Origin of the sequence: Paenibacillus sabuli (assembly GCF_014705605.1) — a bacterium.
Taxonomy (GTDB): Bacteria; Bacillota; Bacilli; order Paenibacillales; family Paenibacillaceae; genus Paenibacillus_D; species Paenibacillus_D sabuli.
Genome location: NZ_JACXIZ010000021.1, coordinates 1 through 14,984, shown reverse-complemented (window position 1 = coordinate 14,984; position 14,984 = coordinate 1). Strand labels below are relative to the sequence as shown.

Here is a 14,984-nt window from a genome sequence, read left to right as displayed (position 1 = left end):
AGCAGCCACGCCGTTGTCCTAATCGAGGTGATTGAACTTGAAGCAACGCGTCGTAGTAACCGGCATGGGCGTCATGACTTCGCTGGGTCACGAGCTGGAGCCATTCTGGGCCAATCTGCTCGGCGGCAAGTCGGGCGTATCGCTGATCGAAGCATTCGACGTATCGGAGTATCCGACCCGTATCGCGGCCGAGATCAAAAACTTCGATCCGACCGCATTCGGTATCGACAAGAAGGAAGCGCGCCGCATGGACCGCTTCGTTCAATTCGCGGTAGTGGCCAGTCTGAAGGCGATAAAGGATGCCGGACTGACGATCGGAGAAGGCGTAGAGGCCGAGCGGGCGGGCGTCATGATCGGCTCCGGAATTGGTGGCCTCGGCACCTGGGAGGATCAGCATAATCTGCTGCTGGAAAAAGGGCCGAAGCGGGTCAGTCCGTTCTTCATCCCGATGATGATTGCCAACATGGCCTCCGGGCAAGTCTCGATGACGCTCGGGGCCAAAGGTCCGAATTCGACGGCGGTGACCGCCTGCGCAACGGGCACGCATTCGATTGGCGATTCGTACAAGCTGATCCAGCGCGGCATGGCCGACGTGATGATCTGCGGCGGCGCCGAAGCGACGATTCGTCCGACCGGCATGGCCGGCTTTTGCGCCATGCGGGCGATGTCGACCCGCAACGAGGAGCCAGACAAGGCGAGCCGACCGTTCGATACCGGGCGCGACGGATTCGTCATGGGCGAGGGCGCGGGCGTCCTGATCCTGGAATCGCTCGAGCATGCGCTCGCGCGCGGCGCGCGCATCTATGGCGAAGTGATCGGCTACGGAATGAGCGGCGACGCCCACCATATGACCGATCCCGATCCCGACGGCGCAGCGCGCTGCATGACCCAAGCGCTGCGCGATGCCGAGATCGCGCCGGAGGAAGTGGAGTACATCAATGCCCATGGCACGTCGACCCCGGTCGGCGATCGTTCGGAGACGACTGCGGTCAAAAAGGCGTTTGGCGAGCATGCCTACAAGCTGGCCGTCAGCTCGACCAAATCGATGACCGGGCATCTGCTCGGCGCAGCCGGCGGCGTCGAAGGGATCATCGTGGCGCTCACGCTGTACTATGGGCAGATCGCTCCGACCATTAATCTGGACGATCAGGATCCGGAGTGCGATCTCGACTATGTGCCGAATGCGCCGCGCCAGGCGAACGTGCGAACGGCGATTTCCAATTCGTTCGGCTTTGGCGGTCACAATGCCACCATTGTGATGCGGAAGTATGAAGCGTAGCCGATTTCAAGAGCTGCAGCAGTGGCTCGACCTTCGCTTCGCGCAGGGCGCGCTGCTGCGGCAGGCGTTTACACACACGTCTTATGTGAACGAGCACCGGCACGGCGCGATTGCCGACAACGAACGCCTGGAGTTTCTCGGCGACGCCGTGCTGCAGCTGCTCGTCTCGGATTATCTCTATGATACGTATCCGACCCGGCCGGAAGGCGAGTTGACACGGATGCGCGCCTCGATCGTCTGCGAGCCCTCGCTGGCACGATTTGCCGAGCTGCTGGATTTCGGTTCGTATGTGCTGCTCGGGCGCGGCGAGGAGCAGCTCGGCGGTCGGCAGCGGCCCTCGCTGCTGGCGGATCTGTTTGAATCGTTCATCGGCGCGCTCTATTTGGATCAGGGTCTGGAGCGGGTGCGCCATTTTTTACAGGAGCGCGTGTTTCCGCATATCGACGGCGACGAACCGATGCTCGTCAAGGATTTCAAGTCGAAGCTGCAGGAACGCGCCCAGCACGGCGGTCTGGGTCCGGTCGAGTACCGCGTCATCGAAGAACGCGGACCGGCGCATGACCGCGAATTTGTCGTCGAGGTGTGCCTCAACGAGCAAGTATGGGGCAGAGGCAGCGGCCGCACCAAAAAAGAAGCCGAGCAGCAGGCCGCTTCCGAGGCCTGGCGCAAGCTGCTGGCGCAATAGCGAGCAAGCCCACAGGCTCCGACAGCGATGTCGGGGCCTGTGAGCTTGCTTGGGCATAGCGGGCATGCGAGGCCGGGAACGGCCGGCCTTTTCGCCGGAGGCGTTTTGCGAGATTCGGGAGTATGGTACAATGAGCGGGTGAGGTGAAGGCCATCCATGTTTTTGAAACGCATTGAACTATCCGGCTTCAAATCATTTGCCGACCGGACGGAGCTCGAATTCGTACCCGGCATCACGGCGGTAGTCGGCCCCAACGGCAGCGGAAAGAGCAATATTTCCGACGGCATCAGATGGGTGCTGGGCGAGCAGAGCGCCAAAAGTCTGCGCGGCGGAAAGATGGAAGACATTATTTTTGCCGGCAGCGACGCGCGCAAGGCGGTCAACTATGGCGAGGTGTCCTTGACGCTGGACAACAGCGATCAGGCGCTCCCGCTTGAATACAACGAAGTCACGGTGACGCGGCGGGTGCACCGCAGCGGGGACAGTGAATATTTAATCAACAAGCAGGCTTGCCGGCTCAAGGACATCACCGAATTGTTCATGGATACGGGCATTGGCAAGGAGGCTTATTCCATCATTGGCCAGGGACGGATCGAGGAGATTCTCAGCACGCGCTCGGAGGACCGGCGCGGCATTTTTGAAGAAGCCTCGGGCATCGTCAAATTCAAGTCCCGCAAGCGCGAGGCCAAGCGCAAGCTTGACGATACGGAGCAGAACTTGCTGCGCATCAGCGACCTGGTCGCCGAGCTCGAGGATCAGCTCGAGCCGCTGAAGGAGCAGGCAGACAAGGCAATTCACTTCAAGGACTTGAAGGAGCAGCTCAAAACGAAGGAAATCGCGATGTACGTGCATCAGATCGAACAGGTGCACAGCTCGTGGGAGGCGCAAAACGACAAGCTGTCCAAGCTGAAGGAGGAACAGCTTGTTTTGTCATCCGTGGTAAGCAAGCACGACGCCGCGCTGGAGCGCGAGCGGCTGCAACTGCGCGACACGGAGCAGGCGCTCGATGCGCTGCATGCCCAGATGCTCGCCTACAGCGAGGAGTACGAGAAGTGCGAGGGCTACGGCGAGGTGCTGCGCGAACGCAAGCGCAATCTCGAGCAGAACCGGACGCAGGCGGAGGAGAATCAGGTCCAGCAGGAGACGCGTATCGCCGAGCTCACCGCCGAGGAAGCGGAGCTGCGCGGCAAGGGGGCGGCGCTCGGCAGCGAGCTGACCGGTCTGCGCGCGCGGCTGGCGCAGGAACAGGAGGCGCTCAGCGGGGTGGCCGGCGAGGCCGGCGACAGCGCGGAGGAGAGCTTGAAGGGCGAACTGCTCGATGTGCTGAGCCGGATGGCGCAGGCGCGCAACGAGATTCGCTATGCCGCGCAGCAGCAGGAGGCGCTCGGCAAGCGGCTGGAGCGTCTCGGCGGGGAACAGGCGAAATGGGCCGAGCAGACCGAGCAGTTGGACGGTCGCCGCAAGCAATTGCAGGACAAGCTGGATGCGGTGCTGACGGAGCTGGAGCAGGTGCGTGCCCGCTATCTCGAGGAGAACGAGCGGATCGCTTCCCTGCAGCAGCTCCAGCAGGAGGCGCAAGGCCTGCTGCGCAAGCAGGAGCAGCAGCATGATGCGCTTACTTCCAGGCGCGATACGATGAAGGAAATGGAGCAGGATCTCGACGGCTTCATGCACGGCGTGCGCGAGGTCTTGCGCGCCTCGCGCCGCAGCTCCGGCGGACTGGACGGCGTGCGCGGCGCGGTCGCGGAGCTGATCGAGGTGCCGCAGCGCCTCGAGGTGGCGGTGGAGACCGCGCTCGGCGGCGCGCTGCAGCATATCGTCATGGAGGACGAGCGCAGCGCGCGCGCGGCTATTCACTACTTGAAGAGCCGCCAGCTCGGCCGGGCGACCTTCCTGCCGCTCGACGTTATTCGCAGCCGCTCGATCTCGGAGAGCGATCGCCGCGTCGTGGAGGGGCTGGACGGATTCGTGGGGGTGGCCGCCGAGCTGGTCCGCAGCAAGGAAGCCTATCGCTCGATCGTCGGCAACCTGCTCGGCAACGTTCTGATTGCGGAGAATCTGGAGCAGGCCAACCGAATCGCCTCGCGCGCGCACTACCGCTTCCGCGTCGTCACGCTGGAGGGCGACGTCGTCAACGCGGGCGGCTCGATGACCGGCGGCAGCTTGCAGCGAAAAGGGGCCAAGCTGCTCGGCCGGCAGCGCCAGATCGAGCAGCTCGACACCCAGATCAAGGCGGCGGCGGAGCAGTTGGACACGCTCAAGGACCGCATCTCGGATGTGCGCAAGGAGCTCTCGATACGTGCGCAGAATGTGGAGGAGCTGCGCGAGCGCGGGGAGCGCAGACGCATCGAGGAGCAGCAGGTGCGCGCCGGGCTGCAGCAGCTGGAGGTCGAAACGCGGCACCTGGATGAGCAGCGGCAGCTAGGGGAGGCGGACAGCAGCGGCCAGTTGGCGGAGCAGAGCAGCCTGGCGGAGACTGCCAAGGCGGCGGAGCAGCGGCTGGCCGAGCTGACGGATGCCGAGCAGCGGCTGCAGCAGGCGATCGCCGATGCGGAACAGCGACGCAAAGCAAGCGAATCCGCCAAGGAAGAGTTGCAGGGGCAGCTGACCGATCTGAAGATTGCAGTGGCGAAAACCGAGCAAGAGAAGCATTCCTTCGAGGATCAGGCGGCGCGGATCCGCGGCGAGGTGCAGCGGGCGAAGCAGGAGCTTGGCGCGCTCCGGGCCATGCAGGAGCGTCAGGACGAGGAGCAGGAGCGGCACGCCGCCGAGCAGACGGCCCAGCTCGAGGAGCTGAACCGATTGCGCATCAAGAAGCAGGAGACCGCCGAGCAGACCGACTTCAAGCGTGCCGAGCGTGCCGCCTTCATGCAGCAGCTGGAGGAGGGCGAGAGCGAGACCAAAGAGCAGCGCAATCGGCTGCGCCAGGTCGAGGAGCAGATGCGGCAGGCGGAAATCGCCGCCAACCGGCTCGATGTCGAGCTGGACAACCTGCTGCGCAAATTAAGCGAAGATTACGCGCTCAGCTTCGAGCTGGCGAAGGAGCGCTATCCGGTGCCGGAGGACGTCCAGGCGGCGGGGCAGGAGGTGCGGGAGCTGAAGCGTCGCATCACGATGCTGGGCGAGGTCAACCTCGGCGCGATCGACGAGCACGCGCGGGTGAAGGAGCGCTACGAGTTCCTGGACGAGCAGAAGCAGGATTTGATCGAAGCCAAGACGACGCTTTACGAGGTCATCGCCGAGATGGACGAGGAGATGGGCCGTCGTTTCCGCGAGACGTTCGAGGCGATCCGCGGCCATTTCGTGGTCGTCTTCGCCAAGCTGTTCGGCGGCGGTCGCGCCGATTTGGTCTTGGCTGAGCCGGATCGCGTGCTGGACACCGGAATCGATATTGTCGCCCAGCCGCCGGGTAAAAAGCTGCAAAACCTGCAGCTGCTCTCGGGCGGGGAGCGCGCGCTTACGGCAATTGCGTTGTTGTTTGCGATTTTGCAGGTGAAGCCGGTTCCGTTCTGTGTGCTCGACGAGGTCGAGGCGGCGCTGGACGAAGCCAATGTGGCGCGTTTTGCGCAATATTTGCGTGAATTTTCGGGACTGACGCAGTTCATCGTCGTCACCCACCGCAAAGGAACGATGGAAGAGGCGGACGTGCTGTACGGCGTCACGATGGAGGAGGGCGGCGTCTCCAAGCTCGTCTCGGTCAGACTGGACGACGAAGAGGCCGTGTCTGCCTGAGCTTCAAAAGACAGGTACCGCATAACCTGAATGAGGAAAGGAAGAGCTGGGCATGAGTTTTTTCAAGCGATTAAAGGAGAGCATCTCCACCCGAACGGATGCGGTCACGACCGTGTTCAAGGAGGGGCTGACGAAGACGCGGACCGCTTTTGTCGAGCGCGTCGAGGATCTGATCGTGCGCCGCAAGAAGATTGACGAGGCGTTCTACGAGGAGCTGGAGGAAATCCTGATCGGCGCCGACGTCGGCGTCAATACGGTGCTGGAGCTGGTGGACGAGCTGCGCGCCGAGGTGCGCAAGCGCAAAATCGAGGACGCGGCCGAGCTGCAGCCCGTGCTCTCGGAGAAGCTGGTCGAGCTGCTGCGCGGCGACGAGGATCCGTCGCTGAATATGGCTGCCTCCGGGATGACCGTCATCCTGTTCGTCGGCGTCAACGGCGTCGGCAAAACGACGACGATCGGCAAGCTGGCGCATCGCTTCAAGACGGAAGGCAAGCGCGTGCTGCTGGCGGCGGGAGACACCTTCCGGGCGGGAGCGATCGAGCAGCTGGAGGTGTGGGGACAACGCGTCGGCGTCGACGTCATCAAGCAGCAGGCCGGCTCCGACCCCGCGGCGGTCATGTACGACGCAGTCCAGGCCGCCAAACAGCGTGGCGTCGACGTGCTGCTCTGCGACACGGCGGGCCGGCTGCAGAACAAGACAAATCTGATGGAGGAGCTCAACAAGATCTTCCGGGTCATTCAGCGGGAGGTGCCGAGCGCGCCGCATGAGGTTCTGCTCGTGCTGGATTCGACAACCGGGCAGAACGCGCTGAGTCAGGCGAAGCTGTTCGGCGAGAAGAGCGGGGTGACCGGTCTGGTCTTGACCAAGCTCGACGGCACCGCCAAGGGCGGTATTGTCATCGCCATCCGCAATGAGCTCAATCTCCCCGTCAAGCTCGTCGGACTGGGTGAAAAAATGGAGGATCTGCAGCAGTTCGACTCCGAGCAATTCGTGCATGCGCTGTTCGCCGGTCTCATCGAGCAAGAAACAGGTGACAAGGTCTAGCCCTTGACAGTGTATTGCGAATTGAGTATGATGGGTAAGATCAAGAAATAGGAACGGCGAGCGCGGCTGACGGTCTGTCCGCAGAGCGACGCGCGGAGCGTTCGGGTACGCAGGAGGGTCTTGCATGACAACGAACGAACGGGCTGCCCTCGCGAAGACGAATCGAATCAATTATTTGTTTGATTTTTATGCCCCGCTGCTTACCGACAAGCAGCGGACATTTCTTACATATTATTTTCACGACGATTTCTCATTGGGTGAGATCAGCGCGGAATTCGCCATCAGCCGTCAGGCGGTGTACGAGCATCTCAAGCGCGCGGAGCAAGCGCTGGAGGGCTACGAGCGCAAGCTGGGCCTGCTGGGGCGGCACGAGACGATGCGTGCGCTCATCGGCGAGTTGGATGCCTTGGTCGGCGAGCTGCCCGGCCAAGGCGAGCCGGGCAGCAGATTGCGCGCACTGAGCGCGCGGTTGCGCATGGCGGAAGGACTTGCTTCGCCGGAGGCGCCGGCGCGGCAAGGAATACAGGAGGTGAAGCGAGATGGCATTTGAAGGATTGGCGAGCCGGCTACAGGGCGTATTCGGCAAGCTCAAGGGCAAGGGCAAAGTATCGGATGAGGACGTTGCGGAGGCGATGCGCGAGGTCCGCTTGGCGCTGCTTGAAGCGGATGTCAATTTCAAGGTCGTCAAGCAGTTCATCAGCAGCGTGAAGGAGAAAGCCGTCGGTCAGGACGTGATGAAGAGCTTCACGCCCGGCATGGTCATTATCGACATCGTCAACAAGGAATTGACGGAGCTGATGGGCGGGACCCAGAGCAAGCTGGCGCGCGCCAACCGGCCGCCGACGGTCATCATGATGGCGGGGCTGCAGGGCGCGGGCAAAACGACGACCTCAGGCAAGCTCGCCAAGCTGCTGCAAAAAGGCAACCACAAGCCGCTGCTCGTGGCCTGCGACATCTACCGTCCGGCAGCCATCAAGCAGCTGCAGGTGCTCGGCAGCCAGATCGGGGCTCCGGTGTTCAGCATGGGCGATCAGGCCAGCCCGGTCGATATCGCGCGGGCCGCGCTGGAAGAAGCCAAGGCGAACAACAATGACTATGTCATTATCGATACCGCCGGCCGCTTGCACATCGACGAAGCGCTGATGGAGGAGCTGCGACAGGTGCACGCCGTGGCCAAGCCCGACGAGGTGCTGCTCGTCATCGATGCGATGACCGGGCAGGACGCGGTCAATGTGGCGGAGAGCTTCCACAGCCAGCTGGAGCTGAGCGGGGTCGTGCTGACCAAGCTCGACGGCGATACGCGCGGCGGGGCAGCGCTCTCCGTCAAGGCCGTGACCGGCTGCCCGATCAAGTTCGCCGCCATGGGCGAAAAGATCGATTCCCTCGAGCCGTTCCATCCGGATCGGATGGCCTCGCGCATCCTCGGGATGGGCGATATGCTCTCGCTGATCGAAAAAGCGCAGACGAACATCGACGCCGAAAAAGCGGCGGAGATGGAGCGCAAAATGCGCAATGCGGAGTTCACCTTCGAGGATTTTCTGGAGCAGATGGCCCAGGTGCGCAAGATGGGGCCGCTCGATCAGCTGCTGGAGATGGTGCCCGGCATGAACAAGATGAAGGGGCTCAAGGATATGAAGGTGGATGAGCGCCAAATCAATCGGGTCGAAGCGATCGTCAAGTCGATGACCACGGAAGAAAAGAACAAGCCCGATCTGTTGAATCACAGCCGGCGCAAGCGGATTGCCGCCGGTTCGGGCCAGACGGTCGCGGACGTGAACCGGCTCATCAAGCAGTTTGACGACATGCGCAAAATGATGAAGCAGTTCTCCACGATGATGGACGGACAAAAAGGTAAAAAAGGCGCGAAGGGCATGAAAGGCATGAAGGGTATGCTCGGCGGAAACAACCGCTTCCCGTTTGGTTAAGGAGCAAGCGTGTATTCTTTGAAGGAGGTGAATGTTCATGGCAGTACGTATTCGTTTGAAACGGATCGGCGCGCACAAATCGCCGTTCTATCGCGTTGTCGTATCGGACTCCCGTTCGCCGCGCGACGGTCGCTTTATCGAGGAGATCGGCACGTACAATCCGATTACCCAACCGGCACAAGTTAACATCAACGAGGAAAAAGCGTTGCAGTGGCTCCAAAACGGCGCGCAAGCGTCGGACACGGTCCGCAACCTTCTGAGCAAGGCCGGTGTGCTTGCAAAATTCCACGAGCTGAAGCATCAGAAATAAGGGATTGCGCTGCGGAGGGCCTTGATATGGAACAATTGATTTTGGTCATGGCAAGAGCCTTGGTGGATCATCCGGACGCGGCGCGCGTAGTAGCGCGGGAGGACGGACGCGGCATCGTCTACGAGCTGAGCGTGCATCCCAGCGACGTCGGCAAGGTTATCGGCAAGCAGGGACGCATCGCCAAAGCGCTGCGCACGGTTGCCTCGTCGGCCGCCGTCAAGTCGCAACAGCGCGTCACGATCGATATTATTTCCTAATGCATAAGCAAATGAAGAAAGGTTAGGAGCTTGTCTCCTAGCCTTTTTTTCAAAGGGAGGACCAAGCTTGACTGATCAGTGGCTTAATGTAGGCAAACTTGTCAATACGCACGGCTTGCGCGGCGAAATCAAGGTGCTGCCGCAAACCGATTTTCCGGATGTCCGCTTCGCCAAGGGCAGCCGGCTGACGCTACTCCGTCCGGACGGCGCGGATAGCCGCGAGGTGGAAGTGGCCGGCGCGCGCGAAGTGAAGGGCATGTATGTCGTCAAGCTCAAAGGGATCGAGACGATTAACGAAATCGAGTCCTGCAAGGGCTGGGATGTGAAGGTGCCGGCCGAGCAGCGGGTGGAACTGGAGGACGGCGAATATTATCATCGCGACATTATCGGGAGCGAGGTGGTGACCGAAGGCGGCGAGCTCCTCGGCACGATCGGCGAAATCCTGCAGCCCGGCGCCAACGACGTGTGGTCGGTCTCGCGACCGGGCGAAAAGCCGCTGCTGCTGCCGGTCATCGATGAGGTCGTGCTGGGTGTCGATATCGCTGCGAAACGGGTCACCGTGCGCTTGATGGAAGGCATGGTCTAGCATATGCTGCGCGTGGATGTGCTGACCTTGTTTCCGGAAATGCTCGAAGGGGTGTTCGGCTCCAGCATTCTTGGCAAAGCCCAGGAAAAGGGGCTGGCTGCGCTAAGGGCGGTCAATTTTCGCGATTATGCCTACAACAAACACCGCACGGTGGACGATTATCCGTACGGCGGCGGCGGCGGCATGGTGCTCAAGCCGGACCCGGTGTTCGCGGCGGTGGAGGATCTTCCGAAGGATCCGGACGCGCCGCCGCGGATTATCCTCATGTGCCCGCAAGGCGAACCGTTCACCCAGCGCAGGGCGGAGGAGCTCGCGGAGCAGCGGCACCTCGTTTTTATATGCGGGCATTATGAAGGGTATGACGAGCGCATTCGTGAGCATCTGGTGACGGACGAGCTGTCGATCGGCGACTATGTGCTGACCGGCGGAGAGCTGCCGGCGATGGTGGTCATCGACAGCATCGTCCGTCTGCTGCCCGGCGCGCTCGGCAACGCCGCCTCCGCCGCGAGCGACTCGTTCAGCGACGGTCTGCTCGAATACCCGCACTATACCCGGCCGGAGCGCTATCGCCAGTGGGACGTGCCCGAGGTGCTGCTCTCCGGGCATCACGGCCGCATCGAAGCCTGGCGGCGCGAGCAATCGCTGCTGCGCACGCTCCGGCGCCGCCCGGAGCTGCTGGAGCGTGCGCAGCTGAGCGAGCGCGAGCGCGCCTGGCTCGCCGAGCAGCGGCGGAGCATTGAGCTCGAATCAGGAGAATGATTGGATGAAATCCTCGAGGTTGCGGTCGGCCTTGCTCTGGTTGCACAAGCTGCAGGTGCAGACGCAGTTGACGGGCGTCGTGTGGCCGCCTTTGGCGCGCGGCACGAGATGGTCGAGCGTGTCTCCGTACTCGCCGCAGTAGAAACAGGTGTAATTGTCGCGCGTCAATATATAATGGCGGAAGTTGCGGTTGCTGTATAGCCGGCGGACCGTGTGACGGTTGACAACGACGGCGGCATGCTCTTTGACGAGCGTGACGGCCGTCTCCAGATCCGACTCCTGCTGCCATCTGCGCCCCTTGTCGGTACGTCCGCGCATCCAGACGATGCCCTTGCGGGTCGGTCTGAGCACGGAGGGATCGGACGGCTTGACGCCCGGAGGCAGCGGCGGCGGCGTAGGCAATGGTCGCTGCATGCGCAGGACCCGCGGACGCGGCGTCTCCTCCTCTGCCGGTTGGGCAGGCGTCGTTTCGCCGGTCGACACGGCCTGCATATGAGGCTCGTCCTGTTGCCGCAGCTTGCGGCAGGCGCGGCAGGTGCCCCGTCTTGCGCCGGGACCGGCGCGGCGGCCCGTACGACGCAAAAAATGCGAGAGCGGCTTGTGCTCTGCGCATACGGCGCACTGCTTCTCCGCCTGCTTGACAAGCGTTCCTTCTTGCTCCGTTTCCGTTGTGAGATGATCGTGAGCCATTGGATTTCCCCTCAGCCAGAATTAAAGTAAAACAATAGTCTTTTTTCTATTGTAACCGAGATCGCACGATTCGCAAAATCGCTTTTGTTTCGTTGTTGTGATTTGCCCGCGAATATGGTAAAATTTCAAATGTTGTTTGGAATAATCGGACGGTCCGCTGTCGGCCATGACCCGAGCTTGCGAAGCTCGGCGAGCTTATAAGAACGTCTGTTACGGAAGGAGGCCACCAATAGATGAATATCGTACAAGAACTGACTCAGGAGCAGATCCGCAAGGACATCCCGAATTTTCGTCCCGGCGACACGCTGAAAGTGCACGTCAAGGTTATCGAGGGTACGCGCGAGCGGATTCAGCTGTTCGAAGGCGTCGTCATCAAGCGCCGCGGCGGCGGAATCAGCGAAACGTTCACCGTCCGCAAAATTTCCTACGGCGTCGGCGTGGAAAGAACGTTCCCGGTCAATTCCCCAAAACTCGATAAAATCGAAGTGGCTCGCCGCGGCAAAGTCCGTCGTGCGAAACTGTACTACCTGCGCAACCTGCGCGGTAAAGCAGCCAGAATTAAAGAGATTCGTTAAAAGTGAGAGGGGCTTGCGCAAACAAGTCCCTTTTCCTTATTCAGAATACGGAAAGTGAGCGTCGTAAAATGGAGCAAAAGCCAGGTGAAGGGTTGCCGGATGAAGAGATGGAGCCCGGTGTCCGGGAGCAACCGCAATCGGAGGCTCAGCGCGGGACCGGCGAGGCCGAGGCGAGCGAGCCTGCTTCCGGTCGCAAGTCAAACGCGCGCAAAGAGCTGCTGGAATGGATCAAGGCACTGGCGATTGCGGCGGTGCTCGTGTTTGTCATTCGCATGTTTTTGTTCTCTCCGTTCATCGTAGACGGCCCTTCGATGGAGCCCAATTTCGTAACCGGCGAGCGCGTCATTGTGAACAAGATCCTTTACGACATCCGCGCGCCGCAGCGAGGCGAGGTCGTCGTCTTCCATGTTCCGGAGGAAGGACGCGACTTTATCAAGCGTGTCATCGCGGTGCCTGGCGACAAGGTCAAGCTTGAGGGCGACCGGCTTTATATCAACGGCAGCCAGGTCGAGGAGCCGTATTTGAAAGAAGCGATCGAAGCCGCCCAGAGCAATGATGGCGTTTACAACACTGGCGCCAATTTTCCGAACGGAAACGTACAGACCGACATCGTGCCGGAAGGCATGATACTCGCGTTTGGCGACAACAGAGGCAACAGCAAGGACAGCCGGACAATCGGCTACGTTTCCCAGGACGAGGTGATCGGTCGGGCGGATTTAATTTTTTGGCCGCTTGGCAAAATTCAATTGGTGAATCATAGATGAGGTGACGTAACACAATGACGATTCAGTGGTTTCCGGGCCATATGACCAAGGCGCGGCGGCAGATTCAGGATAAGCTGAAGCTGATCGACGTCGCGATCGAACTGCTGGACGCGCGAGTGCCGCTGTCAAGCCGCAACCCGATGATCGACGATATTTTGCAGGCCAAGCCGCGATTGATTGTTTTGAACAAAGCCGATTTGGCGGATCCACGGGCGACGGACCGGTGGATTTCTTTTTTTTCGGCACGCGGGCACGCTTGCATGGCCGTCGATTCGTCCAGCGGGACAGGCGTATCCGGGATTCTCAGCCGGGTCCAGGACCTGCTGCGCGACCAGCTCGCCCGCAGAGCGGCCAAGGGCGTCAAGCCGCGCGCAGTGAGGGGGCTGATCGTCGGTATCCCGAATGTCGGCAAGTCGACGCTGATCAATCGCCTCGCCGGACGCAGCATCGCCGCGACGGGTGACCGTCCGGGCATCACCAAGGGCCAGCAATGGATCAAAGCGGGACCGGGGCTGGAATTGCTAGATACGCCTGGTATTCTATGGCCCAAGTTCGAGGACCAGGAGGTCGGCTACCGGCTGGCGACGGTCGGAACGATTCGCGAGGAGATCCTGAACGTCGAGGATATCGCGTTTTTTGCGTTGCGTATTCTGAGCGACCGGTACTGGGAGGCGCTCGCCGCGCGCTTCGGACTGGAGGAGGCGCCGGATGATCCGGACGACACGGGCGAGATCGTCTCGCTCATGGAGGAGATCGGCCGTACGCGCGGCGCGCTGCGCAGCGGAGGGCTGGTTGATCTGGAGAAGGTGTCGGGCATTGTACTGCGCGAGCTGCGCGCGGGCAAGCTCGGCCGTTTGACGCTGGAGGAGCCGCCTGCGCAATAGGCAGGCTACCGCCGCTGCGTGCAGGCCTGGTACGTTAGGGAAGCCCGCCTGCGGCGGCGGAGCTGGGAGGAGAGAGACTGTGCTGGATTATGAACGTGAGCTATGGCAGCAGAACTATGCGGCGATAGCGGGGGTAGACGAGGTCGGACGCGGGTGTCTGTTCGGCGATGTCGTGGCCGCTGCCGTCGTGCTCCCGCCGGGCTTGGTCCTGGCCGATATCGACGATTCCAAAAAACTGACGGCGCGCAAACGGGAGCACCTCTATGAGGTAATCGTGGAAGCCGCGGAGGACTGGGCGGTCGCAGCCGTAGACGCCGCGACGATCGATCGCATCAATATCAAGCAAGCGGCTCGCCTGGCGATGGGGCAAGCGGTCGAAGGTCTGACGCGCACCGCGGCCGACTATTTGCTCGTCGATGCGGAAAAGCTCGACAGCGAACTGCCGCAACTGGCGATCATACACGGCGATGCCCGCAGTCAGTCCATCGCGGCCGCCTCCATCGTGGCCAAGGTGACGCGGGACAGGCGATGTGCGGAGGAATGGGACCGCCTGTATCCGGAATACGGCATTGCCATACATAAAGGCTACGCAACGAAGCTGCACCGGGAGCGAATTCTGGAATTCGGGCCGAGCCCGCTGCACCGCCGCAGCTTTTTGAACCGGCTGCTGGCCGAGCAGCAGGAGTTGTCCTAGCCAGAGGTTAAAGAGCCGGAGCCTTGGGCCGATATATATAGAGAGAGAGCCAACAAGGACAGGGGCGGACGGTATGAACATTACGCAATTGATGCGGGGCTTGCTCGGCGAGCCGAATCCCGAGAGCAGCCGGGCGCTGGAGCTGAAGGTGGGCCAGATCGTCCGCGGGGTCGTGCTGCAGACGGGCGATAATCAGGAGGCGCTGGTGCAAATAGCCGGCGTGCGCGTACGCGCAAAGCTCGAGGTGCCGATGCAGCCCGGGCAATCGACGCTGCTGCAGGTCCAGCCTGAATCGGCCAAGGGTCTCGTCGTGCTGAAGCCGACCTCGCTGGAAGCGGTGCTGCCGCAGGAGACGCTCAAGGAGCTGGCCAAATCGCTCGGGCTGCCGGATAAGCGCTGGGCGCTGGACCTGCTCGTCGGGCTGCGCCGCGAGGGCATCCCGCTCGACCGCGCGCTCGGGCGGGAGCTCGGCCGCGCCATGGCGGGCATGCCCAAGGGAGCCGAGCCGTCGGAATGGATGCAGGCTGCAGCTACGGCGTATAAGCGCGGTTTGCCGATGACGGAAGCGACGATCAGCGCGCTGAGGCAGGTTCAATTCGGCAAGCCGCTGCACGAGCTGCTCGCGACGTTGCAGAGTCAGGCCGCGGCTTTTCATACGGAGGCCGAGGCCGGGCCGCCCGGCGCTCCGCCAAGCCAGGCGCGGGCGCTCGCGGGCGCGCTGCTGCGCTTGCTCGGCGACCAGGAAGCGCTGCTGCGGCTGCCGGAGGCTGCGCGACAGGCCGCAGGAGCCTCCGCCTCC

15 protein-coding genes and 1 pseudogene are annotated in these 14,984 nt (G+C 61.9%); 15 read left to right on the top strand and 1 reads right to left on the bottom strand.

All coding sequences use genetic code 11. From position 1 onward, the window contains the following. Positions 1–37 precede the first annotated feature (37 nt). From fabF to trmD, 10 genes are all read left to right on the top strand, one after another. Entirely contained in the window at positions 38–1,279 is a 1,242-nt protein-coding gene (gene fabF, locus IDH44_RS13015; protein ID WP_190918286.1) for a beta-ketoacyl-ACP synthase II, read from the top strand. After that, positions 1,269–1,964 carry a ribonuclease III gene (gene rnc, locus IDH44_RS13010; protein ID WP_190918284.1) on the top strand — a complete coding sequence of 232 codons (696 nt, stop codon included), beginning with the start codon at positions 1,269–1,271 and terminating at the stop codon, positions 1,962–1,964. The genes fabF and rnc overlap by 11 nt, the downstream gene beginning before the upstream one ends. A gap of 156 nt (positions 1,965–2,120) precedes the next feature. Continuing rightward, positions 2,121–5,696 (top strand): chromosome segregation protein SMC, encoded by a 3,576-nt coding sequence (gene smc / locus IDH44_RS13005; protein WP_190918282.1) that lies wholly within the window; start codon positions 2,121–2,123, stop codon positions 5,694–5,696. A gap of 52 nt (positions 5,697–5,748) precedes the next feature. Further along, positions 5,749–6,741, top strand: coding sequence for a signal recognition particle-docking protein FtsY (ftsY, locus tag IDH44_RS13000; protein WP_190918280.1), 993 nt, complete (start codon positions 5,749–5,751; stop codon positions 6,739–6,741). Between the two features lie 124 nt (positions 6,742–6,865). Beyond that, complete coding sequence (ylxM, locus tag IDH44_RS12995; RefSeq protein WP_190918278.1) at positions 6,866–7,291, top strand: YlxM family DNA-binding protein; 426 nt, start codon at positions 6,866–6,868, stop codon at positions 7,289–7,291. After that, entirely contained in the window at positions 7,281–8,666 is a 1,386-nt protein-coding gene (gene ffh, locus IDH44_RS12990) for a signal recognition particle protein (RefSeq protein WP_190918276.1), read from the top strand. The genes ylxM and ffh overlap by 11 nt, the downstream gene beginning before the upstream one ends. Before the next feature lie 37 nt (positions 8,667–8,703). After that, entirely contained in the window at positions 8,704–8,976 is a 273-nt protein-coding gene (rpsP, locus tag IDH44_RS12985; protein WP_190918274.1) for a 30S ribosomal protein S16, read from the top strand. Positions 8,977–9,002: 26 nt separating this feature from the next. After that, positions 9,003–9,233 (top strand): KH domain-containing protein, encoded by a 231-nt coding sequence (locus IDH44_RS12980; RefSeq protein ID WP_190918272.1) that lies wholly within the window; start codon positions 9,003–9,005, stop codon positions 9,231–9,233. A 67-nt stretch (positions 9,234–9,300) separates the two neighbouring features. Next, on the top strand, positions 9,301–9,819 hold the full coding sequence (rimM, locus tag IDH44_RS12975; protein WP_190918270.1) for a ribosome maturation factor RimM: 519 nt from the start codon (positions 9,301–9,303) through the stop codon (positions 9,817–9,819). Positions 9,820–9,825: 6 nt separating this feature from the next. Continuing rightward, entirely contained in the window at positions 9,826–10,578 is a 753-nt protein-coding gene (trmD, locus tag IDH44_RS12970) for a tRNA (guanosine(37)-N1)-methyltransferase TrmD (RefSeq protein ID WP_190918546.1), read from the top strand. On the opposite strand, the gene IDH44_RS12965 is transcribed toward trmD, so the two are convergent. Further along, positions 10,567–11,268 carry an HNH endonuclease gene (locus IDH44_RS12965; protein WP_190918269.1) on the bottom strand — a complete coding sequence of 234 codons (702 nt, stop codon included), beginning with the start codon at positions 11,266–11,268 and terminating at the stop codon, positions 10,567–10,569. The genes trmD and IDH44_RS12965 overlap by 12 nt on opposite strands. A gap of 233 nt (positions 11,269–11,501) precedes the next feature. Here IDH44_RS12965 and rplS point away from each other — a divergent pair, with 233 nt between their 5' ends. The 5 genes and pseudogenes from rplS to IDH44_RS12940 all read left to right on the top strand — a co-directional run. Next, positions 11,502–11,843 (top strand): 50S ribosomal protein L19, encoded by a 342-nt coding sequence (rplS, locus tag IDH44_RS12960; protein ID WP_190918267.1) that lies wholly within the window; start codon positions 11,502–11,504, stop codon positions 11,841–11,843. A gap of 68 nt (positions 11,844–11,911) precedes the next feature. Then, positions 11,912–12,607: a signal peptidase I gene (gene lepB, locus IDH44_RS12955; RefSeq protein WP_190918265.1), complete on the top strand. Its 696-nt coding sequence runs from the start codon at positions 11,912–11,914 to the stop codon at positions 12,605–12,607. Between the two features lie 14 nt (positions 12,608–12,621). Then, positions 12,622–13,491, top strand: coding sequence for a ribosome biogenesis GTPase YlqF (gene ylqF, locus IDH44_RS12950; RefSeq protein ID WP_190918263.1), 870 nt, complete (start codon positions 12,622–12,624; stop codon positions 13,489–13,491). Positions 13,492–13,570: 79 nt separating this feature from the next. Next, positions 13,571–14,185 (top strand): ribonuclease HII, encoded by a 615-nt coding sequence (locus tag IDH44_RS12945; protein ID WP_190918261.1) that lies wholly within the window; start codon positions 13,571–13,573, stop codon positions 14,183–14,185. Positions 14,186–14,258: 73 nt separating this feature from the next. After that, positions 14,259–14,984 (top strand): annotated as a pseudogene (locus IDH44_RS12940) (DNA ligase); the annotation flags it as partial.

Excerpts from the sequence above, each read along its gene's own strand:
- rnc (WP_190918284.1), top strand. The coding sequence starts at position 1,269 with ATGAAGCGTAGCCGATTTCAAGAGCTGCAGCAGTGGCTCGACCTTCGC.
- smc (WP_190918282.1), top strand. The coding sequence starts at position 2,121 with ATGTTTTTGAAACGCATTGAACTATCCGGCTTCAAATCATTTGCCGAC.
- ftsY (WP_190918280.1), top strand. The coding sequence starts at position 5,749 with ATGAGTTTTTTCAAGCGATTAAAGGAGAGCATCTCCACCCGAACGGAT.
- ylxM (WP_190918278.1), top strand. The coding sequence starts at position 6,866 with ATGACAACGAACGAACGGGCTGCCCTCGCGAAGACGAATCGAATCAAT.
- ffh (WP_190918276.1), top strand. The coding sequence starts at position 7,281 with ATGGCATTTGAAGGATTGGCGAGCCGGCTACAGGGCGTATTCGGCAAG.
- rpsP (WP_190918274.1), top strand. The coding sequence starts at position 8,704 with ATGGCAGTACGTATTCGTTTGAAACGGATCGGCGCGCACAAATCGCCG.
- IDH44_RS12980 (WP_190918272.1), top strand. The coding sequence starts at position 9,003 with ATGGAACAATTGATTTTGGTCATGGCAAGAGCCTTGGTGGATCATCCG.
- IDH44_RS12965 (WP_190918269.1), bottom strand. The coding sequence starts at position 11,268 with ATGGCTCACGATCATCTCACAACGGAAACGGAGCAAGAAGGAACGCTT.
- rplS (WP_190918267.1), top strand. The coding sequence starts at position 11,502 with ATGAATATCGTACAAGAACTGACTCAGGAGCAGATCCGCAAGGACATC.
- lepB (WP_190918265.1), top strand. The coding sequence starts at position 11,912 with ATGGAGCAAAAGCCAGGTGAAGGGTTGCCGGATGAAGAGATGGAGCCC.
- ylqF (WP_190918263.1), top strand. The coding sequence starts at position 12,622 with ATGACGATTCAGTGGTTTCCGGGCCATATGACCAAGGCGCGGCGGCAG.